Source organism: Modestobacter sp. VKM Ac-2978 (assembly GCF_026968025.1).
Lineage (GTDB): Bacteria > Actinomycetota > Actinomycetes > Mycobacteriales > Geodermatophilaceae > Modestobacter.
Genome location: NZ_JAPVBP010000003.1, coordinates 327,414 through 346,724 on the forward strand (window position 1 = coordinate 327,414; position 19,311 = coordinate 346,724).

Genomic DNA, 19,311 nt, shown 5'->3' on the forward strand with positions numbered 1-19,311 from the left:
GTGACGATTTCGGCTGCATCGCGGCCCCCTGCCGGGTGAGGCGAGACCAATTCGTTGCACGCACAACCGTCGTTTCCACGGTGCGGGAGCGGGGCGCGGACCGGCGGCTCGTTCCCTAGGCTGGCGACATGCCGTACGAGGTCAAGGGCGTCGTCGCCCTGAGCAAGGGTGCTCCGGTCACCATCGAGACGATCATCGTCCCCGACCCGGGGCCGGGTGAGGCGGTGGTCGACGTCCAGGCGTGCGGGGTCTGCCACACCGACCTGCACTACCGGGAGGGCGGGATCAACGACGAGTTCCCGTTCTTGCTGGGCCACGAGGCGGCCGGCCTGGTCTCGGCGGTCGGCGAGGGCGTCACCAACGTGGCCGTCGGCGACTACGTGGTGCTGAACTGGCGCGCGGTGTGCGGGGAGTGCCGGGCCTGCGCCAAGGGCAAGCCCTGGTACTGCTTCAACACCCACAACGCCGCGCAGAAGATGACGCTGGCCGACGGCACCGAGCTCTCGCCAGCGTTGGGGATCGGCGCGTTCGCCGAGAAGACGCTGGTCCACTCCGGGCAGTGCACGAAGGTCGACCCGGCGGCGAAGCCGACCGCGGCCGGGCTGCTGGGCTGCGGCGTGATGGCCGGTGTGGGTGCGGCGATCAACACCGGCGGGGTGGGTCGCGGCGACTCGGTCGCCGTCTTCGGCTGCGGTGGCGTCGGTGACGCCGCGATCGCCGGCTCCCGGCTCGCCGGTGCGGGCACGATCATCGCCGTCGACATCGACGACAAGAAGCTCGAGTGGGCCAAGGGCATGGGCGCCACCCACACCGTCAACTCCTCCCAGACCGACGCGGTCGAGGCCATCAAGGCGCTCACCGGCGGGTTCGGGGTCGACGTGGCGATCGACGCGGTCGGGCACCCGGCGGTCTACGAGCAGGCGTTCAACGCCCGCGACCTGGCCGGCACCGTCGTCCTGGTCGGCGTGCCGAACCCGACGATGACGATCGAGCTGCCGCTGATCGAGGTCTTCGGCCGCGGTGGCGCGCTCAAGTCCTCCTGGTACGGCGACTGCCTGCCCAGCCGGGACTTCCCGATGCTGATCGACCTGTACCTGCAGGGCCGGTTCGACCTGGACGCCTTCGTCAGCGAGACGATCGGGCTCTCCGACGTCGAGGCGGCCTTCGACAAGATGCACGCCGGCGAGGTGCTGCGCTCCGTGGTCGTGTTCGAGGGGGCCGGACAGTGAGGGCCCGGGTCGAGCAGGCCGTCGTCAGCGGGGTCTTCAGCCTCGACGGGCAGGACTTCGACGTCGACAACAACGTCTGGCTGGTCGGGGACGACGACGAGGTGCTCGTCATCGACGCGCCGCACGACGCCGCCCCCATCATCGAGGCGATCGGCGGCCGCCGGGTGACCGCGATCGTGCTCACCCACGGGCACAACGACCACATCACCGCGGCGGTCGCCCTGCGTGAGGCCACCGGGGCACCGATCTGGCTCAACCCCGCGGACCGGATGCTCTGGGACGTCGTCCACCCCGACACCGAGCCCGACCACGACCTGGTCGAGGGCACCCGGTTCGGCGTGGGCGACGTGCAGCTGCAGGCGCTGCACACCCCCGGGCACTCCCCGGGCAGCACCTGCCTGCACGCGCCCGACCTGCGCACCGTCTTCACCGGCGACACGTTGTTCTGCGGTGGTCCCGGTGCCACCGGGCGGTCGTTCAGCGACAAGCCGACGATCCTGCGGTCGATCACCGACCGGCTGATGACGCTGCACGGTGACACGGTGGTCAGGACCGGTCACGGCGACGACACCACGATCAACGCCGAGCTGGGCAACATCTCCTGACCGGTCCTCCGCCGTCCCCTCCCGAGTGAGCGGTCCCACCCGGGAGGGGACGGCGCAGCCGGTACGCTCGCACCCGTGCCTCGCGGTGATGGACGGCTGACGCACGACCTCGACCCCCATGACCCTGGTCCCCAGGACGCCTGTGGCGTCTTCGGGGTCTGGGCTCCCGGGGAAGAGGTCGCGAAGCTGACCTATTTCGGCCTGTACGCCCTCCAGCACCGCGGTCAGGAGGCGGCCGGCATCGCGGTGTCCGACGGCTCCTCCGTCGTGGTCTACAAGGACCTCGGCCTGGTCAGCCAGGTGTTCGACGAGCCGACGCTGGGCAGCCTCCGTGGTCACATCGCCGTCGGCCACGCCCGGTACTCCACCACCGGGGCCTCCACCTGGGAGAACGCCCAGCCGACGTTCCGCACCACCGGGGCGGGCACCGGGCTGGCGCTGTGTCACAACGGCAACCTGGTGAACACCGCCGAGCTGGCCAGCGCCGCGGCCGACGAGGGCGTGGCCGGGGCGTTCGTCGCGACCAACGACTCCGACCTGGTCACCTCGCTGATCGCGGCCAAGCCCGACATGTCGGTCGAGGCGGCGGCGATGGAGGTGCTCCCGCGCCTGCGGGGGGCGTTCAGCTTCACCTTCATGGACGAGGACACCCTCTACGCCGCCCGTGACCCGCAGGGCGTGCGGCCGCTGGTCCTCGGCCGGCTGGAGCGGGGCTGGGTCGTCGCCAGCGAGACGGCGGCGCTGGACATCTGCGGCGCCTCGTTCGTTCGCGAGGTGGAGCCCGGCGAGCTGATCGCCATCGACGAGGACGGGCTGCGCAGCCAGCACTTCGCCCCCTCGGACCCCAAGGGCTGCGTCTTCGAGTACGTCTACCTCGCCCGGCCGGACACCACGATCTCCGGCCGCGGCGTGCACGCGGCGCGGGTCGAGATCGGCCGCCGGCTGGCCAAGGAGCACCCGGTCGAGGCCGACCTGGTCATCCCGGTCCCCGAGTCGGGCACGCCGGCCGCGGTCGGGTACGCCGAGGCCTCCGGGATCCCCTACGGCCTGGGCCTGGTCAAGAACTCCTACGTCGGGCGCACGTTCATCCAGCCCAGCCAGACGATCCGGCAGCTGGGCATCCGGCTGAAGCTGAACCCGCTGCGCGACGTCATCCGCGGCAAGCGCCTGGTGGTCGTCGACGACTCGATCGTGCGGGGCAACACCCAGCGGGCGCTCATCCGGATGCTCCGTGAGGCCGGCGCCCTCGAGGTGCACGTGCGGATCGCCTCACCGCCGGTGAAGTGGCCCTGCTTCTACGGCATCGACTTCGCCAGCCGCGCCGAGCTGGTCGCCAATGGCCTGGACGTCGACGGGGTGCGCGCCTCGATCAACGCCGACTCGCTGGGCTACGTCTCCGAGCAGGGGCTGATCGCCGCCACCGAGCAGCCGGCCAACCGACTGTGCACCGCCTGCTTCACCGGCGAGTACCCGATCGCCCTCGGCCAGCCGGAGGTGCTGGGCAAGCACCTCCTCGAGGGCATCGGCCGCCGGGCGCTGACCGAGGAGGCCTCCGCGGTCACCGGCTGGACCGGCCAGCAGGCCGGCAGTCCGACGGTCCCCGGTGGGGCCGACGACGCGCTGAGCCGGCCGTGACGGCCCACGAGGGCGAGCTGACCTATGCCGCCTCCGGGGTCGACATCGACGCCGGCGAGCGAGCGGTCACCCTGATGCGCGCCGCGGTGGAGAAGACCAACCGCCCGGAGGTCGTCGGTGGGCTGGGCGGGTTCGCCGGGCTCTTCGCCCTGGACACCGCCAAGTACCGCAAGCCGCTGCTCGCCTCCTCGACCGACGGCGTGGGCACCAAGATCGCGCTGGCCCGGGCACTGGACCGGCACGACACCGTCGGGATCGACCTGGTCGCCATGGTCGTCGACGACCTGGTCGCCTGCGGGGCCGAGCCGCTGTTCCTGCAGGACTACGTCGCCTGCGGTCGGGTCGTGCCGGAGCGGATCGCCGCCATCGTCACCGGGATCGCCGAGGGCTGCACGCAGGCCGGTGCCGCACTGGTGGGTGGGGAGACCGCCGAGCACGGTGACCTGATGGGCGCGGACGACTACGACCTGGCCGCCACCGCGGTCGGGGTCGTCGAGGCCGATGCGGTGCTGGGGCCGGAGCGGGTGCGGGCCGGCGACGTCGTCGTCGCCATGGCCTCCTCCGGGCTGCACTCCAACGGCTACTCGCTGGTGCGCCGGGTCGTCGACCGGGCGGGGCTGGACCTCACCGGCACGCCGGCCGGCCTGAGCCGCCCGCTCGGGGACGAACTCCTCGAGCCCACCCGGATCTACGCCCGCGACTGCCTCACGCTGGTCGAGCAGCTGGGCGTGGAGACGGTGCACGCCTTCGCCCACATCACCGGTGGGGGGCTGGCCGGCAACACCGTCCGCGTCGTCCCGGCCGGGTTGGAGGCGGTGCTGGACCGGAGCACCTGGGCGCTGCCCGCGGTGGTGCGGCTGCTGGAGGAGCACGGCGTGCCGCGCGCGGAGTCCGAACGGGCCTTCAACTGCGGCGTGGGCATGGTGGCCGCGGTCGCGCCCGAGCACGCGGACCGGGCGGTCGACCTGCTCCTCGCCCGCGGCGTCCCGGCCTGGGTGGCCGGCACGGTCGGGGCGCACGACGGAGACGCCTCGGCGCGGCTGGTCAGCTCCTACCGCTGACGGAGGAGCCCCGGCCCCCACCGCGCGCTCGCGGCGGACCTGCCGGATCGGGACGCGCGGCGACACCGCTCCCCCCGAGGGAGGACCGGTGTCGCTGCGCTACAGAGGGCTGGGTCGCCGGTTCAGCGGCTGGCAGCCCAGTCGTCGTCTTCGTCGTCCTGCGACCAGCTCCCGACGTGCGTGTCGTCCTCGTCGTCGTCCTTCGGCCCCCGGGAGGGGAACGACGACGGCTGTCCAGCCAGTTCGCGCTGGAGGGCAGTGAGGTCGGTGTTGGGTGAGCTGTACTTGAGCTCACGGGCCACGCGTGTCTGCTTGGCCTTCGCTCGGCCGCGCCCCATGGCTCGACCCCCTCGTGACGGAGTGCGGGTCGTCTCCAGCACTGGGCTGGACGGCCCGTGTGGCGACCCCGACTGAGTGACTGTGTCCTTGGCCGAGCTTACGACACGGATCGGTCACGGGCACGCAGCCCACCCCCCGGCTGCCTCATCCGGAGGTGTATGTGACCGGGGTCTCACCCATTTCGGCTGCAGGAGCCGGTCATCGGGGCAGTCGGATGGTCGCCAGTCGCCCCACGGAGCTCATCCGCTCCTCGGCGAGTCGGTCGGCGGCCACGGCCGGGGAGACGCCCTCGGCATCGGCGGCGGCGAAGACCCGCAGGGCGACGTCGAAGATCGAGGTCGCCTTCGACTCGGCCCGGGGGAAGGAGAACCCGTGCCGCTCGTCCTCGACCTGGATCACACCGCCGGCGTTCACCAGGTAGTCGGGGGCGTAGAGGATGCCTCGGCCGCGCAGCAGCTCGGCGGTGCCCTCGTGGGCCAGCTGGTTGTTCGCCCCGCCACAGACGATCTCGGCGGGCAGCACGGCCACGGTCTCGTCGTCCAGGGCGCCACCGAGGGCGCAGGGGGCGTAGACGGCGTGCGGCGTGCGCACCAGGGTCGCGGTGTCGGCGACCGCCTGCACCGTGGAGTGCCGTGCCCGGACCCGGGCGACCGCGGCCGGGTCGACGTCGGTCACGACGACGGACGCGCCGTCGGCGACCAGCCGGTCGACCAGCCAGCTGCCCACCTTGCCCACCCCGGCGACGGCGACCGTGCGGCCGGCCAGTGTCGGGGAGCCCCAGCGGTGCTGGGCCGCGGCACGCATCCCCTGGAAGACGCCGAAGGCGGTGAGCACCGAGGAGTCCCCGCAGCCGCCGAAGGCCTCGGACCGGCCGTGGGCGAAGCGGGTCTCCCGGGCCACGACGTCCAGGTCGGCGTTGTAGGTGCCGACGTCGCATGCGGTGAGGTACCGCCCGCCGAGGCTCTCGACGAAGCGTCCGTAGGCGCGCAGCAGCGCCTCGGTCTTGTCGGTGTGCGGATCGCCGATGATGACCGCCTTGCCACCGCCCAGGTCGAGGCCGGCCAGGCTGTTCTTGTAGGCCATCGCCTTCGACAGCGCGAGGGCGTCGGCCACCGCGGCCTCCTCGGAGGCGTAGGGGAAGAAGCGGGTGCCGCCGAGCGCCGGGCCGAGCGCGGTGGAGTAGACCGCGATCACCGCGCGCAGCCCCGACCCGGGGTCGGAGCAGAAGACGACCTGTTCGTGCCCGGAGCCCATCACGTCCACGACCGGCAGCCTAGGCAGCCGCACGCCCGTCCGCCGCGTGCGCGCGCCCCCGCGGGGCGCGCGTTGCCGCTCCGTGGACGGCGCAACGACAAACGGCCGGGTCTCGTCGAGGAGGTCCGTGCCGTGTCCGCCTGCCGCGGCGGGCATGATCAGGGGTGGACCAGAGGCGCCGGCCGACCCCGGTGCCGCACACTCCTCTGGGTGGCCCGAGTCGGGGCCGACCGGTGGAGGACACCAGCGGGGCATCGCAGCGCCGCCACACAGGAGGACACGCACACGATGGCTCGACCCATGCGGCTGCTCGCACTCGCCCTGGCAGCACCCCTGTTGCTGAGCGCCTGCTCCACGGAGAACTCCGGCGATGGCGGTGGCGACGAGGGCGGGGACGGCGGTGGCGCGGCCGCCTCCGGTGACCTCGACTTCGCGGTCGTCACCCACGGGGCGGCCGGGGACGCCTTCTGGGACGTGGTGCAGAACGGCGCCGAGGCCGCCGGGGAGGACCTCGGCGTCGGTGTGGACTACCAGAGCGACGGCGACCCGCAGCGGCAGTCCCAGCTGATCGAGGCCGCGGTCAACCAGGACGTCGACGGCATCGTGGTCTCGATGGCCAACCCCGACGCGCTCGAGGACTCGATCAGCGCCGCGACGGAGGCAGGCATCCCGGTGGTGACGATCAACTCCGGCGCCGAGCGTTCCGCGGAGTTCGGCGCGATCGGGCACGTCGGGCAGGACGAGACGATCGCCGGTATCGGCGCCGGGCAGCGGCTGGCCCAGGACGGCGCGACGAACGTGCTGTGCGTGGTGCACGAGGCGGGCAACATCGGCCTCGAGCAGCGGTGCGACGGCGCCTCCCAGGGGCTGGGCAGCGACGTGCAGTTGCTGCAGGTGGACATCAACGACCTGCAGGCGGCCCAGTCGACGATCACCTCGCAGCTGCAGAGCAACCCCTCGATCGACGCCGTGCTGACGCTGAACTCCGCCGTCGCCTCGGTGGCCGCCTCGGCCGCCGCCGACGCCGGTTCCGACGCCGCGATCGCCACCTTCGACCTCAACGCCGACGTCATCTCCGCGATCCAGGACGGCACGATCTCCTTCGCCGTCGACCAGCAGCAGTACGAGCAGGGCTACCTGCCCGTCGTGATGCTCAAGCTGTACGCCGAGAACCTCAACACCGTCGGGGGTGGCCAGGCCGTGCTGACCGGCCCGGGGATCGTCGACGCCGAGAACGTCGACGAGATCGCCGACCTCGCCTCGGCAGGGACCCGCTGAGCGCGACCCGGGAGGCGCCCGTCGACGGGCCGGCCCGCGCCGACGAACGCGTCGCCCGGGTCGGTCCGTGGCGCCGGCTGCTGGTCAAGCCCGAGCTCGGCTCGCTCATCGGGGCCGTCGTCATCCTGGGGTTCTTCTCCGCCCAGTCCGACGTCTTCCGGTCGCTGGCGGGGGTGGCCAACTGGCTGGACGTCGCCTCGGTGCTGGGGATCATGGCGGTCGCCGTCGCGCTGCTGATGATCGGCGGGCACTTCGACCTCTCGGCCGGCGTGATGACCGGCACCACCGCGCTGACGGTGGGCATCGTCGCGGTGGAGCTGCAGCAGAACATCTGGGTGGCGATCGGCGCCGCGCTGGTGCTGGCGCTGGGGATCGGCGCCTTCAACGGCTGGCTGGTCACCCGCACCGGCCTGCCCAGCTTCATCATCACGCTGGGCACGTTCCTGATGCTGCAGGGGCTGAACCTGGGGCTGACCAAGCTGTTCACCGGGACGGTGATCGTGCGCGGGATCGCCGACGCCCCCGGCTACCACTCGGCCGAGCTGGTGCTCGCCTCCACGATCGACGTCTTCGGGCAGCCGTTCCGCGTCGCCGTCCTCTGGTGGCTGCTGGTCACGGCGGTGGCCAGCTGGGTGCTGCTGCGCACCCGGTTCGGCAACTGGGTCTTCGCCACCGGCGGTGACGAGGTCGCCAGCCGCAACGTCGGGGTGCCGGCGCAGCGGACGACGATCGTGCTGTTCATGACCACCGCCACCGCCGCGTGGCTGGTCGGTTCGATCACCGCCGTCCGGCTTACCTCGGTGCAGGCCAACACCGGCACCGGGCAGGAGCTGATCTACATCGTCGCGGCGGTGATCGGCGGCTGCCTGCTCACCGGCGGGTTCGGCTCGGCCATCGGCGCGGCACTGGGCGCACTGATCTTCGGCATGACCCAGCAGGGGATCGTCTACCTGAACTGGGACGCCGACTGGTTCTACTTCTTCCTCGGGGCCATGCTGCTGCTCGCGGTGCTCACCAACCGGCTGGTCCGGCGCTACGCCGAGGCGGCCCGGCGATGAGCACCGCGACCGACGCGCCAGGTGGCGCCCCGCTGCTGGAGCTGCGCGGCATCGGCAAGGACTTCGGCTCGGTGATCGCCCTCGAGGGCATCTCCACCAGCGTGCGCGCCGGGCAGGTCACCTGCGTGCTCGGCGACAACGGCGCCGGCAAGTCCACGTTGATCAAGGTGCTCGCCGGGGTGCACCGGCCGACCCGGGGCGAGCTGCTGCTGGACGGCGAGCCGGTCGACTTCGGTGCGCCGCGCGACGCGCTGGACGTTGGCATCGCCACCGTCTACCAGGACCTGGCGATGATCCCGCTGATGTCGATCTGGCGGAACTTCTTCCTCGGCTCGGAGCCGACGACCGGGTGGGGCCCGTTCCGGCGGTTCGACCGGGCGACGGCCAAGGACGTCACCCGGCGTGAGCTGGCCGCCATGGGCATCGACATCCGCGACCCCGACCAGCCGGTGGGCACGCTGTCCGGCGGGGAGCGGCAGTCGGTGGCGATCGCCCGGGCGGTGCACTTCGGGGCACGGGTGCTGATCCTGGACGAGCCGACGTCGGCGCTGGGGGTCAAGCAGGCCGCCGTGGTGCTGCGCTACATCGCCCAGGCGCGGGACCAGGGGCTCGGCGTCGTCTTCATCACCCACAACCCGCACCACGCGCACCCGGTGGGCGACCGCTTCCTGCTGCTCAACCGTGGCCGGAGCATGGGGGACTTCGCCAAGGGCGAGGTGACACGGGAGCAGCTGACCGACATGATGGCCGGCGGGGACGAGCTCACCCGGCTCGCCGAGGAGCTGGGGCGGCCGGGCGGCGTCTGAGCAGTCGGGTCGACATGATGACCGGACCGGGGGACGACCGAACGACTTCATGACGGCTCGTGGTTGCTGCGCGTGTTGACCGTGTGACTCGTGGTGCGCCTGGGACGCTCGCTGAGCCCACCCGTCCATCCCTCTTCCCCAGGGAGCGACCATGACGCAGCACCTGCGGCGCCCGGCCACGGCGGCCGTCCGCCGGGTCCGCGCCGGACGCCGCCGGCCGTCCCGACTGCTGGCCGGTGCGCTGACCGCAGCCGTCGCGACCGTGCTGGTCGGGGCCGGCGGCGGCATCGCGCACGCCGAGCCGGTGAACCCCAGCGACGAGCAGCTCACCGGCGCCCTGACGGCGCAGGACGCGGCCGCAGCCGAGGTCGGCCGGATCGCCGGGCAGGTCGCGGCCGCCGAGGCGCAGCTGGAGCAGGTCCAGGTGCTGGCCGAGGCCGCCGGCACCGCCTACCTGGCGGCGGAGGAGGCCCGGGTGCTGGCCGAGGCCGCCGCGGCACGGACGGCGCAGGACCTGCAGGCCGCGGCCGACGCCGTCGCCGCCGCCCAGCTGCGGATCGCCGAGTTCTCGCGGGACACCTACAAGAACGGCGGCGAGCTCACCAGCGAGATGGCCCTGCTGGACGTCGGCGGGCCGGCCGAGCTGGTGCAGAAGGCCGCGATGCTGTCCTACGTCGGCGACCACCAGGTCGACGTCCTGGGCGTGATGGAACAGGCGCGGGTGCAGCAGGCCCAGGCCGATGCGGCGGCCCGGGCCGCCCGCGACGAGAAGGTGGCCGCCGAGGCGGCGGCCGAGGGGGCCCGCGTCGAGGCCGAACGGCAGCTGGCCAACCAGCAGGCGGTGTACACCCAGGTGACCGCGGAGAAGGCGGCGCTGGACCAGCAGCTGCAGGACGCCCAGGTGCAGCTGCTCACGCTCCAGGGCGCGCGCAACGCCTACCAGGTGTGGCAGCAGCAGAGGGCGGCCGAGGAGGCCGCGGCCCGGCTGGCCGAGGAGCAGGCCCGGGCCCAGGCGCTCGCCGACGACCAGCAGGCGCTCCAGGCGGACGCCGCCGCCACGGGCTCCGACTCCGCCACCGGCTCCGGCTACGCCCGGCCGGCCGTCGGCATCACGAGCAGCTGCTTCGGCGCACGCTGGGGTGTCACGCACTTCGGCGTCGACATCGGCGCCCCCATCGGCACGCCGGTGCGCGCGGCCACCGCCGGGGTGGTCCAGCGGGCGGGGCCGGCGACCGGCTTCGGGCTGGCGGTCTACCTGCGCGGGGACGACGGTGCGATCACCGTGTACGGCCACGTCAACCGGCACTTCGTCCGCGCCGGGGAGCGGGTCGCGGCCGGTGACCAGATCGCCGAGGTGGGCAACCGCGGTCAGTCGACCGGGCCGCACCTGCACTTCGAGGTGCACCCCGACGGGCAGATGCACAGCGGCCAGGTCGACCCGGTGCCGTGGCTGCGCGCCCGGGGCATCACGATCCGCGGCTGCGGCTGACCCGGGCGACGACGGCCCGGCACCGACGCACTGCGGCCCGGCACCCTGGGGAGGGGGCCGGGCCGCGGTGCGTCGTCGGCTCAGGCGTTGTCGCAGTTCTCCGTGAGCCAGGCGTCCAGCCGGGTCTGGGCGTCGGTCGCCTCGGCCTCGAGGCCGGCGAGCTCCTCCTCCACGCTGGCCTGCCCCTCGGGGGTGGTCAGGTCGACGTCGGCCACGGCCTCCCGCACGCCGACGAACGTCTGGATCAGGACGTCCCAGTCGGCACTGATCTCGGCCGGCGGGTCCAGCTGCTCCAGGTCGGTGATGGTCCGGTCGAGCTGCTCCTGCTGGGTCAGGCCGGCCTCAGGCGGTGTGGTGAGCACGGTCTCGGCCTCGGTGCAGAACGCCTGGACCTCCTCGTCGGAGGTGGTGGCGGAACTGCTGGCGCTGCTGGAGCTGGTGGCGGTCGACGCGGCATCGGGCTGCTCGTCGTCGCTGCCGCAGCCGGCCAGCAGGACGACGGCGGCTGCGGCGGAGAGTCCGGCGCGGAAGGGGGTGGTGAGAGCGCGCATGCTCTCGACGGTAGCCGCTCCCGGCGACGGGCATCGGGGCCCGCCGGGCCCGCTACCGTGCTGCCCGTGACCGCCCCCGTCGACCCGCGGACCAGCTGGGCGCTGCCCGCACCCGGCACGATGGCGCCGGTCGCCGACCCCGAGCCGCTGGTCACCCGGGTGCTGGCCCCCAACCCCTCGCCGATGACGCTGGACGGCACGAACACCCACCTGGTGGGCGAGCCGGGCTCGGGCCAGGCCGTCGTCGTGGACCCCGGGCCGGACGACCCCCGGCACCTGGCCGCCGTCGAGGCGGCGCTGGCCGCCCGGGACGCCCGGGTGGTGGCCGTGCTGGTCACCCACCACCACGCCGACCACGCCGAGGCGGCGCTGCCGTGGGGGCGGCACTTCGGTGCGCCGGTCGCTGCGGCCACCGGTGAGGTCGCCGGCCCGGGCGGCCGGTTGCTCCGGGCGGGGGAGCGGCTGCAGTTGGCGGGCACCACCCTGGACGTCGTCCCGACGCCCGGGCACACCGCCGACCACCTGGCCTTCCGGCTGGCGTCGGGTGCCGTGCTGGTCGGCGACCACGTGCTCGGCCGGGGCACGTCGGTGGTGACGCACCCCGAGGGCGACGTGCTCGCCTACCTCGAGTCGCTGCGCCGGGTGCACGACCTGGGGCCCTCGGCGCTGTACTGCGGCCACGGGCCCGAGCTGACCACCGACCCCGGGGCGGTGCTGCGGTTCTACCTGGCGCACCGGGCGTACCGGGAGCAGCAGCTGCTCGATGCCCTCACCGAGGGGCCCCGGACGGTCGAGGAGCTGGTCGCCGTCGTCTACGCGGCCGTGCCGCGGGCGGTCTGGCCGGCCGCCGCCCAGTCGACCCGGGCCACGCTGGCCAAACTGGTCACCGAGGGCCGGGTCGAGCCCGCCGGGGACCGGGTGCGACTGGCCTGAGCCCGCCGCCGTCCTAGGGTGCCGGGGGTGGAGCTGACGGGGGAGTGGGACGTCGTGGTCGTCGGTGCCGGGTCGTCGGGCTGTGCGCTGGCCGCCCGGCTGGTCGACGCCGGCCGGCGGGTGCTGGTCCTGGAGGCCGGTGCCGACCACCCGCGCCCCGAGGACTTCCCGGCGACGATCCGGGACGCCGCGACGATGGGTGCCGCGACCCCCGGCCATCCCGCGAACTGGGAGCTCACCGGAGAGCTCACCGACGACCTGCGCTGGCCGGTGCCGCGGGGGAAGGTGCTGGGCGGGTCCAGCGCGCTCAACGGCACCTACTTCATCCGGGCCACCCGCGCCGACCTGGACGGCTGGGCCGCCGCGGGCAACGACCTGTGGTCGGCCGACGCGCTGCGCCCGGCCTTCGTCCGCTGCGAGAGCGACGCCGACTACGGCGACCGCCCCGGCCACGGCTCGACCGGCCCGCTGCCGGTCACCCGGGTGCACGAGCCGCACCCGCTCACCGATGCCTTCGCCGGCGCCTGCGACGCGCTGGGCTTCCCGGCCGAGCCGGACAAGAACGCCGACGGCCCGCCCGGACACGGGCCGGTGCCGTTCACCGTCGCCGACGGCGTGCGGGTCAACACCGCGATGGCCTACCTGTCCCCGCGCCGGGCGTCCCCCGACCTCACCGTCGTGGGCGGGGTGCGGGTCACCCGGGTGCTGGTGGAGCACGGCCGGGCGGTGGGCGTGCAGACCGACCGTGGCCCGGTGCGTGCCGCGGAGGTCGTGTTGTCGGCCGGCGCGGTGGGCTCCCCGCACCTGTTGCTGCTCTCCGGCATCGGCCCGGCCGACCACCTGCGGGCCACCGGCATCGACGTCGTCGCCGACGTGCCCGGGGTGGGTCAGGGGTTCAGTGACCACCCCGACGTCTACGTGACCTACCGGCCGGCCCGGCGCACCCCGATGCCCCGGGGGCTGCTGCCGCTGGCCACCGCGCTGAACACCGCCGACCACCTCGAGGTCATGCCCTGGCTCAAGCCCTTCCGGCAGGTGATGCTCTCGCGGACGTCGGGGTCGGCGCTGTCCGGCGTCACGGAGGTGCTGCGCCGGCCCGCGGCGACGCTGCGGGCGCTGCGGGGCGCCTCGGTGCCCCGGCTGCTGGACTCCGCCCGCCGGCGGGACGACCTCTACCTCGCCGTGGCCCTGCAGCAGGAGGAGAGCCGCGGCCGGATCAGCCTGACCACCGCCGACCCGCTGGTGCAGCCACGGATCCGGTACCGCTACCTGACCGCGGACGCCGACCGGCGACAGCTGCGGGCCGGCGTCCGGCTGGCCGCCGACCTGCTGCGCACCCCCGCCTTCGCCCCGCTGGTCGCCGAGCGCACCGGCCTGCCCGACGCCGTCCTGGCCGACGACCGGGAGCTGGACCGGTGGACCCGGGCCCACCTGGCGACCGCGGTGCACCTGGCCGGCAGCGCCCGGATGGGGCCGGCCACCGACCCCGGGGCGGTCGTCGACCAGCACCTGCGGGTGCGCGGCGTGACGGGCCTGCGGGTGGTCGACACCTCGGTGATGCCGACGGTGCCCTCCCGCGGGCCCGCGGCGACGGCCGTGGCGATCGGCGAGCGGGCCGCCGAGCTGATGACCGGTGCCCGCTGAGGGACCACCCTGTCCGGCGGCGGGCTCAGCGCTGGGCGTCGGCCACGGCGAGGGACCGGTCCAGGTAGACCGCGTTGCCGGACAGCAGCCGGTGCAGCTCCCGGAACGACCGGTCCAGCACCGCGGCGGGGTCGGTGTCGGCCGGGTCGGGGTCCGGTGCCTGGGCGGCCATCTCGGCCAGCCCGACCACCGCGTCGGCGAGCGTCGGCCACAGGTGGGCCCACTGCCAGAACTCGTAGGTGGCCGGCCCCACCAGGGCGGACGCGGGCGTGCCGAGCAGGCCGATGCCGTCGACGCCCGGTCGGTCGGGCGGCTCGCCCAGCCCCAGCAGCAGAGACTGCACCCGGTGGGTGCGGGCGAACTCGGCGGCCGGCTCGCTGCCGGGGACGAGCTCGGCCACCAGCCCCCGTTCGATCAGCGTGTCGAGCACGAGGTCGCAGTCGGGGACGCCGGCCTCCTCGGCTGCCTCGCGGACCGCGGTGCGGGTCCACGGGACGCCGTCCCGCACCCGGCTGGGCACCCCGTGCGTCAGCGTCCACACGTCGGCGGTGGTCTGGTCGCCCAGCAGCGGGCTGTCCCAGCCCAGCCGGACCACCCAGTAGCTCGGCGGTTCCCCGCGGTGCTGGTGGAAGGCCCCCATGGGATGGCCGAGGGGGAAGACGAGCGCCTGGTCGGGGGAAGGCATGCCGGAGGGGGGCATCAGCTCACCGCCCAGGTGTCCAGGTGGACGGCGTTGGGGGTGAGGAGCCGGTGCAGGTCCTCCAGCAACGAGGTCAGCAGCGCGTCGGGATCGGTGGCGAGGGTGTCGGCGATGCCCACCCGTGCGGCGGTGGTCGCGGCGCCCTCGCAGGCCCGCCAGAGGCTGGTCTCCATGTGCGCCCACTCGAACAGGTCGTAGGCGGCGGCCGACAGCACGGCGAGCGGGCGGCCGGGCAGCCCGACCGCGTAGGCGTCCGGCGCGGCGGCACTGTTCCCCAGGCCCAGCACCAGGGGCACCATCCGGACCCGCCGGGCCAGGTCGCGGGCCGACTCGGTGCCGGGCGCGGCCAGGGCGACGAGCCCCTGCTCCTGCAGCCGGTCCAGCCGCTGCGCGCAGTCGGGAACGCCGACCGACTCGGCCTGCGCGGCCAGCGCGTCAGGGGTCCACGGGCGTGGTACGTGGTCGGCGGGCCCGTGCGCCATGGCCCAGACCCCGAACTCGGCCGAGGTGAGGCTGTGCAGGGCGGCGCCGACCCGGACGTCGAATTGGTCCACGACCGCGCGGACGCCGATCAGCTGACCGATCGGGTAGACCTGCAACGCGGTCGAGTCGCTGGTCATCGCGGGCGAGCCTAACCGGGGTCGGATCTCCGACGCCGGGCCGCCGGGCCGGTGTCGGCCGGTCCCGGGGGCCCGGGGAGGCCGCCGCCCAGGTCAGCTCAGCGGACGGCGCGGATCTGGGTGCTGGTGGTCGACAGCGGGGCCCATGCGTCGGGGTGTGGCTGCCCGGCGTCGCCCACCCAGCCCGGCGCGCGGGTGCCCGTCGTGTTGACCCGGGTGGCCGGGCGGGCGGACAGGTGCACGATGAGGGAGAGCAGGACGAACAGCCCCACGAGCACGCCGGTGATGGTCAAGAGCGTCGAGAGCATGCTGCTGAAACTAGTGGTGCGAACTGGTCCGTGTCCGGCGCTGGACTGGGCACAAGTAGCCGAAGTCGATCACCAGATGCAGGACATCTGACCGTGGACATCGACATGTCGACCCCAGCTGGACGATCCGCCCCGGCAGAGTCTGCCAGCTGCACACGGCTCCGCGACAGCCCGGCCCAGCGCCGTCCCGACCCCCCCCGACCACCGAAATGGCCATTGTGGTGGTGGAGAGGGGGCGGGGCGGGGGCGGCCTCAGGCGTCGAGGGGGAGGCCGGTGTAGTTCTCGGCGAGCTCGCGGGCGGCGGCCTCGGACGAGCAGACCCGGCGGAGCTGGGAGAGCTGCAGCTCGGCGTCGAAGTCGTCGCCGGAGCGGTGCAGCATCGACGTCATCCACCAGGAGAAGTGGGTGCAGCGCCAGACCCGGGCCAGCGCCCGGTCGCTGTAGCTGTCGACCAGGTCGGTCTGCTTCTCGGCCAGCAGGCGGACCAGCGCCGTGGCGAGCAGCGTGACGTCGGCGACGGCGAGGTTGAGCCCCTTGGCGCCGGTCGGCGGGACGATGTGCGCGGCGTCGCCGGCGAGGAACAGCCGGCCGCGGCGCATCGGCGCGCTGACGAACGAGCGCATGGGCAGGATGGACTTCTCGGTGACCGGCCCGGTCTCCAGCTCCCAGCCGTCGAGGGCGAACCGGGTGGACAGACCGTCCCAGATCCGGTCGTCGGACCAGTCCTCGATCTTCTCGTCCGGGTCGACCTGCAGGTAGAGCCGCGACACCGACGGTGAGCGCATCGACAGCAGTGCGAAGCCGTCGGGGTGCCAGGCGTAGACGAGCTCGTTTTCCGACGGGGCGACGTCGGCCAGGACGCCCAGCCAGGCGTAGGGGTAGGTGCGCTCCCACAGCCGGCCGGAGGTGCCGCCGGTGACCACCGGGCGGGAGACGCCGTGGAAGCCGTCGGTGCCGGCGATCACGTCGCACTCGAGCACCTGGGGCACGCCGTCGGCGTCGGTGAACCGGATGCGGGGGCTGTCGCTGTCGACGTCCTCGGGGGTGACGTCGGAGACCTCGAACAGCAGCGGCGGGCCGTCGTCGAGCTGGGCGGCGATGAGGTCCTTGGTCACCTCGGTCTGCCCGTAGACCCACACCTTGCGGCCGCACAGCTCGGGGAAGTCCAGGTGGTGCCGGGTGCCGGGGTACTGCAGGAAGATGCCGTCGTGCGGCATGCCCTCGCGCTGCAGCCGGTCGCCCATGCCGGCGTCGATCAGCGTGGAGACGGTGTGCTGCTCGAGGATGCCGGCCCGGATCCGGGCCTCCACGTAGTCGCGGGACCGGTTCTCCAGGACGACGGTGTCGATGCCCTGGAGCTGCAGGAGCCGGGACAGCAGCAGCCCCGCCGGGCCGGCTCCGATGATCCCCACCTGGGTGCGCATCGCCCGAGTGTGACCCCGGCCGCCGACCTCGGGCGACCTCCCCCTCCCGCTGGGCGGAAGGATCAGCGGAACTGCTCGGTGCGCGCCAGGGCCCGGCCGATGCCGCGGGCGGCCACCTGCAGCACCGGGGCCAGCCGGGCGACGTCGCGCCGGTGGGCCGGGACGACGATGCCCAGCGCGGCGACCACCATCGGCCCGGCCAGCCGCTCCACGGTCACCGGGACGGCGACCGACGCCGCGCCCAGGCTCATCTCCTCCGCGGTCCGGGCCCAGCCGCGGCGGCGCACCTCGGCCAGCTCCCGGCTCAGCAGCCCGGCGTCGACGACGGTGTGCCGGGTCTCCCGGGTCGGCTGCCGGAGCACCTGCTCCAGGACGTCGTCCGGGGCGGAGGCCAGCAGCACCTTCCCCACCCCGGTGGCGTGCAGCGGCAGCCGGCTCCCGACCTGGCTGACCACGGGCACCGACTCGCGGCCGGAGATCCGCTCGACGTAGAGCGCCTTGGTGCCCTCGCGCACCGCCAGGTGCACCGTGTCGCGGGTGGCGGTGTGCACGTCGAGGAGGAACGGCGAGGCGACCTGCCGCAGCTCCAGGTCGACCGGGGCGAGCAGCCCGAGGTCCCAGAGCTTGCGGCCGATCTCGTACCGGCCGTCGCTGCGGCGGACCAGGGCGCCCCAGGCGGCCAGTTCGGCGAGCAGTCGGTGGGTCGTGGTCAGCGGGGTGCCCGACCGCTCGGCGACCTCGGAGAGGCTGAGCCGGGGGTGGGTGGCGTCGAAGGCGTCCAGGACGCCGAGCGCACGGGAGGTCACCGACCGGCCGGACGCGGCAGCACCACCGGCCATGGCGTCCTTCTTTCTGCTCAGCGGAAGACGTTGCTTGGGCAGCGTAGTGCCGGGTCGTACGGTCCCGGCATGACCGGGACCACATCTCGCGAGCCGCGACCGGCGTCGGACAGCGCCCTCGTGCTGCCCCGCTACCTCCGGGAGCCCGCCGACCGGCGCACCCCGGTGGCCTACGCCGGTTACAAGAGCACGGGGCTCCGTGCGCCGCTGCGCACGCCGGTCGACCTGCCGCACCGGCTGACCGAGGTCACCGGCCCGGTGCTGGGCGAGGACATGGTCACCGCTGCCGACGCCGACCTGACGCTGCGCCTGGGCGGCGAGGCCCAGGGCCAGCGGATCATCGTCTACGGCCGGGTGCTCGACAGCGACGGCCGCCCGGTGCCGCACGCACTGGTCGAGATCTGGCAGGCCAACGCCGCGGGCCGCTACCGGCACGTGGTCGACAACTGGCCCGCCCCGCTGGACCCGCACTTCGACGGGCTGGGCCGGGTGGTGACCGACGACCTGGGGCGCTACGAGTTCACCACCATCAAGCCCGGCGCCTACCCGTGGGGCAACCACCACAACGCCTGGCGGCCGGCGCACATCCACTTCAGCCTCTTCGGTCAGGCGTTCACCCAGCGGCTGGTGACCCAGATGTACTTCCCGGACGACCCGCTGTTCGGGCAGGACCCGATCTTCAACTCCATGCCGACGACGGCGCGACACCGGGCGGTCAGCCGCTTCGACCTGGAGCGCAGCCAGCCCAACTGGGCGCTGGCGTTCCAGTGGGACATCGTGCTGCGCGGGCAGGACCAGACGCCCTTCGAGACCGACGACGACGGAGACGTGGCGTGAGCGACGACCGACTGTCCCCGCTGGTGCTGGCCGCCGACGAGAGCAACGACCGCCGCCAGGGCACGCCGCGGCGCGGCACCGGCTTCCTGACCGAGCCCTTCCGGCTGGGCACCACCCCGAGCTCCACCGTCGGCCCGTACTTGGCCATCGGGCTGACCTGGCCCGACGGCCCGGACGTCGTCGCCGAGGGCACCCCGGGCGCCATCTGGCTGCGCGGTCGGGTCTTCGACGGCAACGGCGACCTGGTGCCCGACGGCATGATCGAGACCTGGCAGGCCGACCCGGACGGCCGCTTCGCCCACCCGGACGACCCGCGCGGCGCCGCGACCACCTCCGGCTTCCGGGGGATCGGGCGGTCGCACACGGTCCCGGGCGGTGAGTACGCCGTCCGCACGCTCAAGCCCGGCCGGGTGCCCGACGGCGAGGGCGGGCTGCAGGCGCCGCACGTCGACGTCTCGGTCTTCGCCCGTGGCCTGCTCGACCGGCTCGTCACCCGGATCTACTTCGCCGACGAGGCCGCCGCCAACGCCGAGGACGCCGTGCTGCGCAGCCTGCCGGACGACGCCTCCCGCGCCACGCTGATCGCCCAGCCCAGCGCGGACGGCTACGTGCTGGACATCCACCTGCAGGGCTGCACGGCCAAGGGCATGGACGAGACCGTCTTCTTCGCGGTGTGAGCACCGGCCACGCGGGGGCACCC

Annotated in this window: 20 protein-coding genes; 12 read left to right on the plus strand and 8 right to left on the minus strand. The window is 73.9% G+C overall.

Features of this window, described 5'->3' with window-relative positions:
• Positions 1 to 128: 128 nt before the first annotated feature.
• The 4 genes from O2W53_RS09200 to purM all read left to right on the plus strand — a co-directional run bounded on the left by O2W53_RS09200 (position 129) and on the right by purM (position 4,530).
• Positions 129 to 1,229, plus strand: coding sequence for an S-(hydroxymethyl)mycothiol dehydrogenase (locus O2W53_RS09200; RefSeq protein WP_269162757.1), 1,101 nt, complete (start codon positions 129 to 131; stop codon positions 1,227 to 1,229).
• Positions 1,226 to 1,834: an MBL fold metallo-hydrolase gene (locus O2W53_RS09205; protein ID WP_269162758.1), complete on the plus strand. Its 609-nt coding sequence runs from the start codon at positions 1,226 to 1,228 to the stop codon at positions 1,832 to 1,834. Before O2W53_RS09200 ends, O2W53_RS09205 begins: the two co-directional genes overlap by 4 nt.
• A 75-nt stretch (positions 1,835 to 1,909) precedes the next feature.
• Positions 1,910 to 3,469: an amidophosphoribosyltransferase gene (gene purF, locus O2W53_RS09210; RefSeq protein ID WP_269162759.1), complete on the plus strand. Its 1,560-nt coding sequence runs from the start codon at positions 1,910 to 1,912 to the stop codon at positions 3,467 to 3,469.
• Complete coding sequence (gene purM / locus O2W53_RS09215) at positions 3,466 to 4,530, plus strand: phosphoribosylformylglycinamidine cyclo-ligase (RefSeq protein ID WP_269162760.1); 1,065 nt, start codon at positions 3,466 to 3,468, stop codon at positions 4,528 to 4,530. The genes purF and purM overlap by 4 nt, the downstream gene beginning before the upstream one ends.
• A 122-nt stretch (positions 4,531 to 4,652) precedes the next feature.
• On the opposite strand, the gene O2W53_RS09220 is transcribed toward purM, so the two are convergent.
• A complete protein-coding gene (locus tag O2W53_RS09220; protein ID WP_036336377.1) occupies positions 4,653 to 4,868 on the minus strand; it encodes a DUF3073 domain-containing protein in 216 nt (71 codons plus the stop codon).
• Between the two features lie 199 nt (positions 4,869 to 5,067).
• Positions 5,068 to 6,123, minus strand: coding sequence for a Glu/Leu/Phe/Val family dehydrogenase (locus tag O2W53_RS09225; RefSeq protein WP_269163060.1), 1,056 nt, complete (start codon positions 6,121 to 6,123; stop codon positions 5,068 to 5,070).
• A 288-nt stretch (positions 6,124 to 6,411) separates the two neighbouring features.
• Between O2W53_RS09225 and O2W53_RS09230 the strand changes: the two genes are divergently transcribed.
• From O2W53_RS09230 to O2W53_RS09245, 4 genes are all read left to right on the plus strand, one after another.
• Positions 6,412 to 7,401 carry a sugar ABC transporter substrate-binding protein gene (locus O2W53_RS09230; RefSeq protein WP_269162761.1) on the plus strand — a complete coding sequence of 330 codons (990 nt, stop codon included), beginning with the start codon at positions 6,412 to 6,414 and terminating at the stop codon, positions 7,399 to 7,401.
• 173 nt (positions 7,402 to 7,574) lie between these two features.
• Positions 7,575 to 8,459 carry an ABC transporter permease gene (locus O2W53_RS09235; RefSeq protein WP_269162762.1) on the plus strand — a complete coding sequence of 295 codons (885 nt, stop codon included), beginning with the start codon at positions 7,575 to 7,577 and terminating at the stop codon, positions 8,457 to 8,459.
• Positions 8,456 to 9,265, plus strand: coding sequence for an ATP-binding cassette domain-containing protein (locus O2W53_RS09240; protein ID WP_269162763.1), 810 nt, complete (start codon positions 8,456 to 8,458; stop codon positions 9,263 to 9,265). Before O2W53_RS09235 ends, O2W53_RS09240 begins: the two co-directional genes overlap by 4 nt.
• A gap of 151 nt (positions 9,266 to 9,416) precedes the next feature.
• Positions 9,417 to 10,754, plus strand: a complete 1,338-nt coding sequence (locus O2W53_RS09245; protein ID WP_269162764.1) for a peptidoglycan DD-metalloendopeptidase family protein — start codon at positions 9,417 to 9,419, stop codon at positions 10,752 to 10,754.
• Between the two features lie 80 nt (positions 10,755 to 10,834).
• On the opposite strand, the gene O2W53_RS09250 is transcribed toward O2W53_RS09245, so the two are convergent.
• Positions 10,835 to 11,305, minus strand: coding sequence for a hypothetical protein (locus O2W53_RS09250; RefSeq protein WP_269162765.1), 471 nt, complete (start codon positions 11,303 to 11,305; stop codon positions 10,835 to 10,837).
• Between the two features lie 66 nt (positions 11,306 to 11,371).
• Here O2W53_RS09250 and O2W53_RS09255 point away from each other — a divergent pair, with 66 nt between their 5' ends.
• Complete coding sequence (locus O2W53_RS09255; RefSeq protein ID WP_269162766.1) at positions 11,372 to 12,238, plus strand: MBL fold metallo-hydrolase; 867 nt, start codon at positions 11,372 to 11,374, stop codon at positions 12,236 to 12,238.
• Positions 12,239 to 12,265: 27 nt separating this feature from the next.
• Positions 12,266 to 13,882 carry a GMC family oxidoreductase gene (locus O2W53_RS09260; RefSeq protein WP_269162767.1) on the plus strand — a complete coding sequence of 539 codons (1,617 nt, stop codon included), beginning with the start codon at positions 12,266 to 12,268 and terminating at the stop codon, positions 13,880 to 13,882.
• 25 nt (positions 13,883 to 13,907) lie between these two features.
• On the opposite strand, the gene O2W53_RS09265 is transcribed toward O2W53_RS09260, so the two are convergent.
• The 5 genes from O2W53_RS09265 to O2W53_RS09285 form a co-directional block, all read right to left on the minus strand.
• Positions 13,908 to 14,582: a hypothetical protein gene (locus O2W53_RS09265; RefSeq protein WP_269162768.1), complete on the minus strand. Its 675-nt coding sequence runs from the start codon at positions 14,580 to 14,582 to the stop codon at positions 13,908 to 13,910.
• The gene (locus O2W53_RS09270; protein ID WP_269162769.1) at positions 14,582 to 15,202 is read right to left on the minus strand and encodes a hypothetical protein; all 621 of its coding nucleotides are present in this window, start codon (positions 15,200 to 15,202) and stop codon (positions 14,582 to 14,584) included. Before O2W53_RS09270 ends, O2W53_RS09265 begins: the two co-directional genes overlap by 1 nt.
• A gap of 98 nt (positions 15,203 to 15,300) precedes the next feature.
• Positions 15,301 to 15,510, minus strand: a complete 210-nt coding sequence (locus tag O2W53_RS09275; RefSeq protein WP_269162770.1) for a hypothetical protein — start codon at positions 15,508 to 15,510, stop codon at positions 15,301 to 15,303.
• A gap of 252 nt (positions 15,511 to 15,762) precedes the next feature.
• Positions 15,763 to 16,935: a 4-hydroxybenzoate 3-monooxygenase gene (locus O2W53_RS09280; protein WP_269162771.1), complete on the minus strand. Its 1,173-nt coding sequence runs from the start codon at positions 16,933 to 16,935 to the stop codon at positions 15,763 to 15,765.
• 62 nt (positions 16,936 to 16,997) lie between these two features.
• A complete protein-coding gene (locus O2W53_RS09285) occupies positions 16,998 to 17,774 on the minus strand; it encodes an IclR family transcriptional regulator (protein ID WP_269162772.1) in 777 nt (258 codons plus the stop codon).
• A 69-nt stretch (positions 17,775 to 17,843) separates the two neighbouring features.
• Here O2W53_RS09285 and pcaH point away from each other — a divergent pair, with 69 nt between their 5' ends.
• Both pcaH and pcaG read left to right on the plus strand, forming a co-directional pair.
• The gene (gene pcaH / locus O2W53_RS09290) at positions 17,844 to 18,611 is read left to right on the plus strand and encodes a protocatechuate 3,4-dioxygenase subunit beta (RefSeq protein WP_269162773.1); all 768 of its coding nucleotides are present in this window, start codon (positions 17,844 to 17,846) and stop codon (positions 18,609 to 18,611) included.
• Positions 18,608 to 19,288, plus strand: a complete 681-nt coding sequence (gene pcaG / locus O2W53_RS09295; RefSeq protein ID WP_269162774.1) for a protocatechuate 3,4-dioxygenase subunit alpha — start codon at positions 18,608 to 18,610, stop codon at positions 19,286 to 19,288. Before pcaH ends, pcaG begins: the two co-directional genes overlap by 4 nt.
• The last annotated feature ends 23 nt before the right edge of the window (positions 19,289 to 19,311 follow it).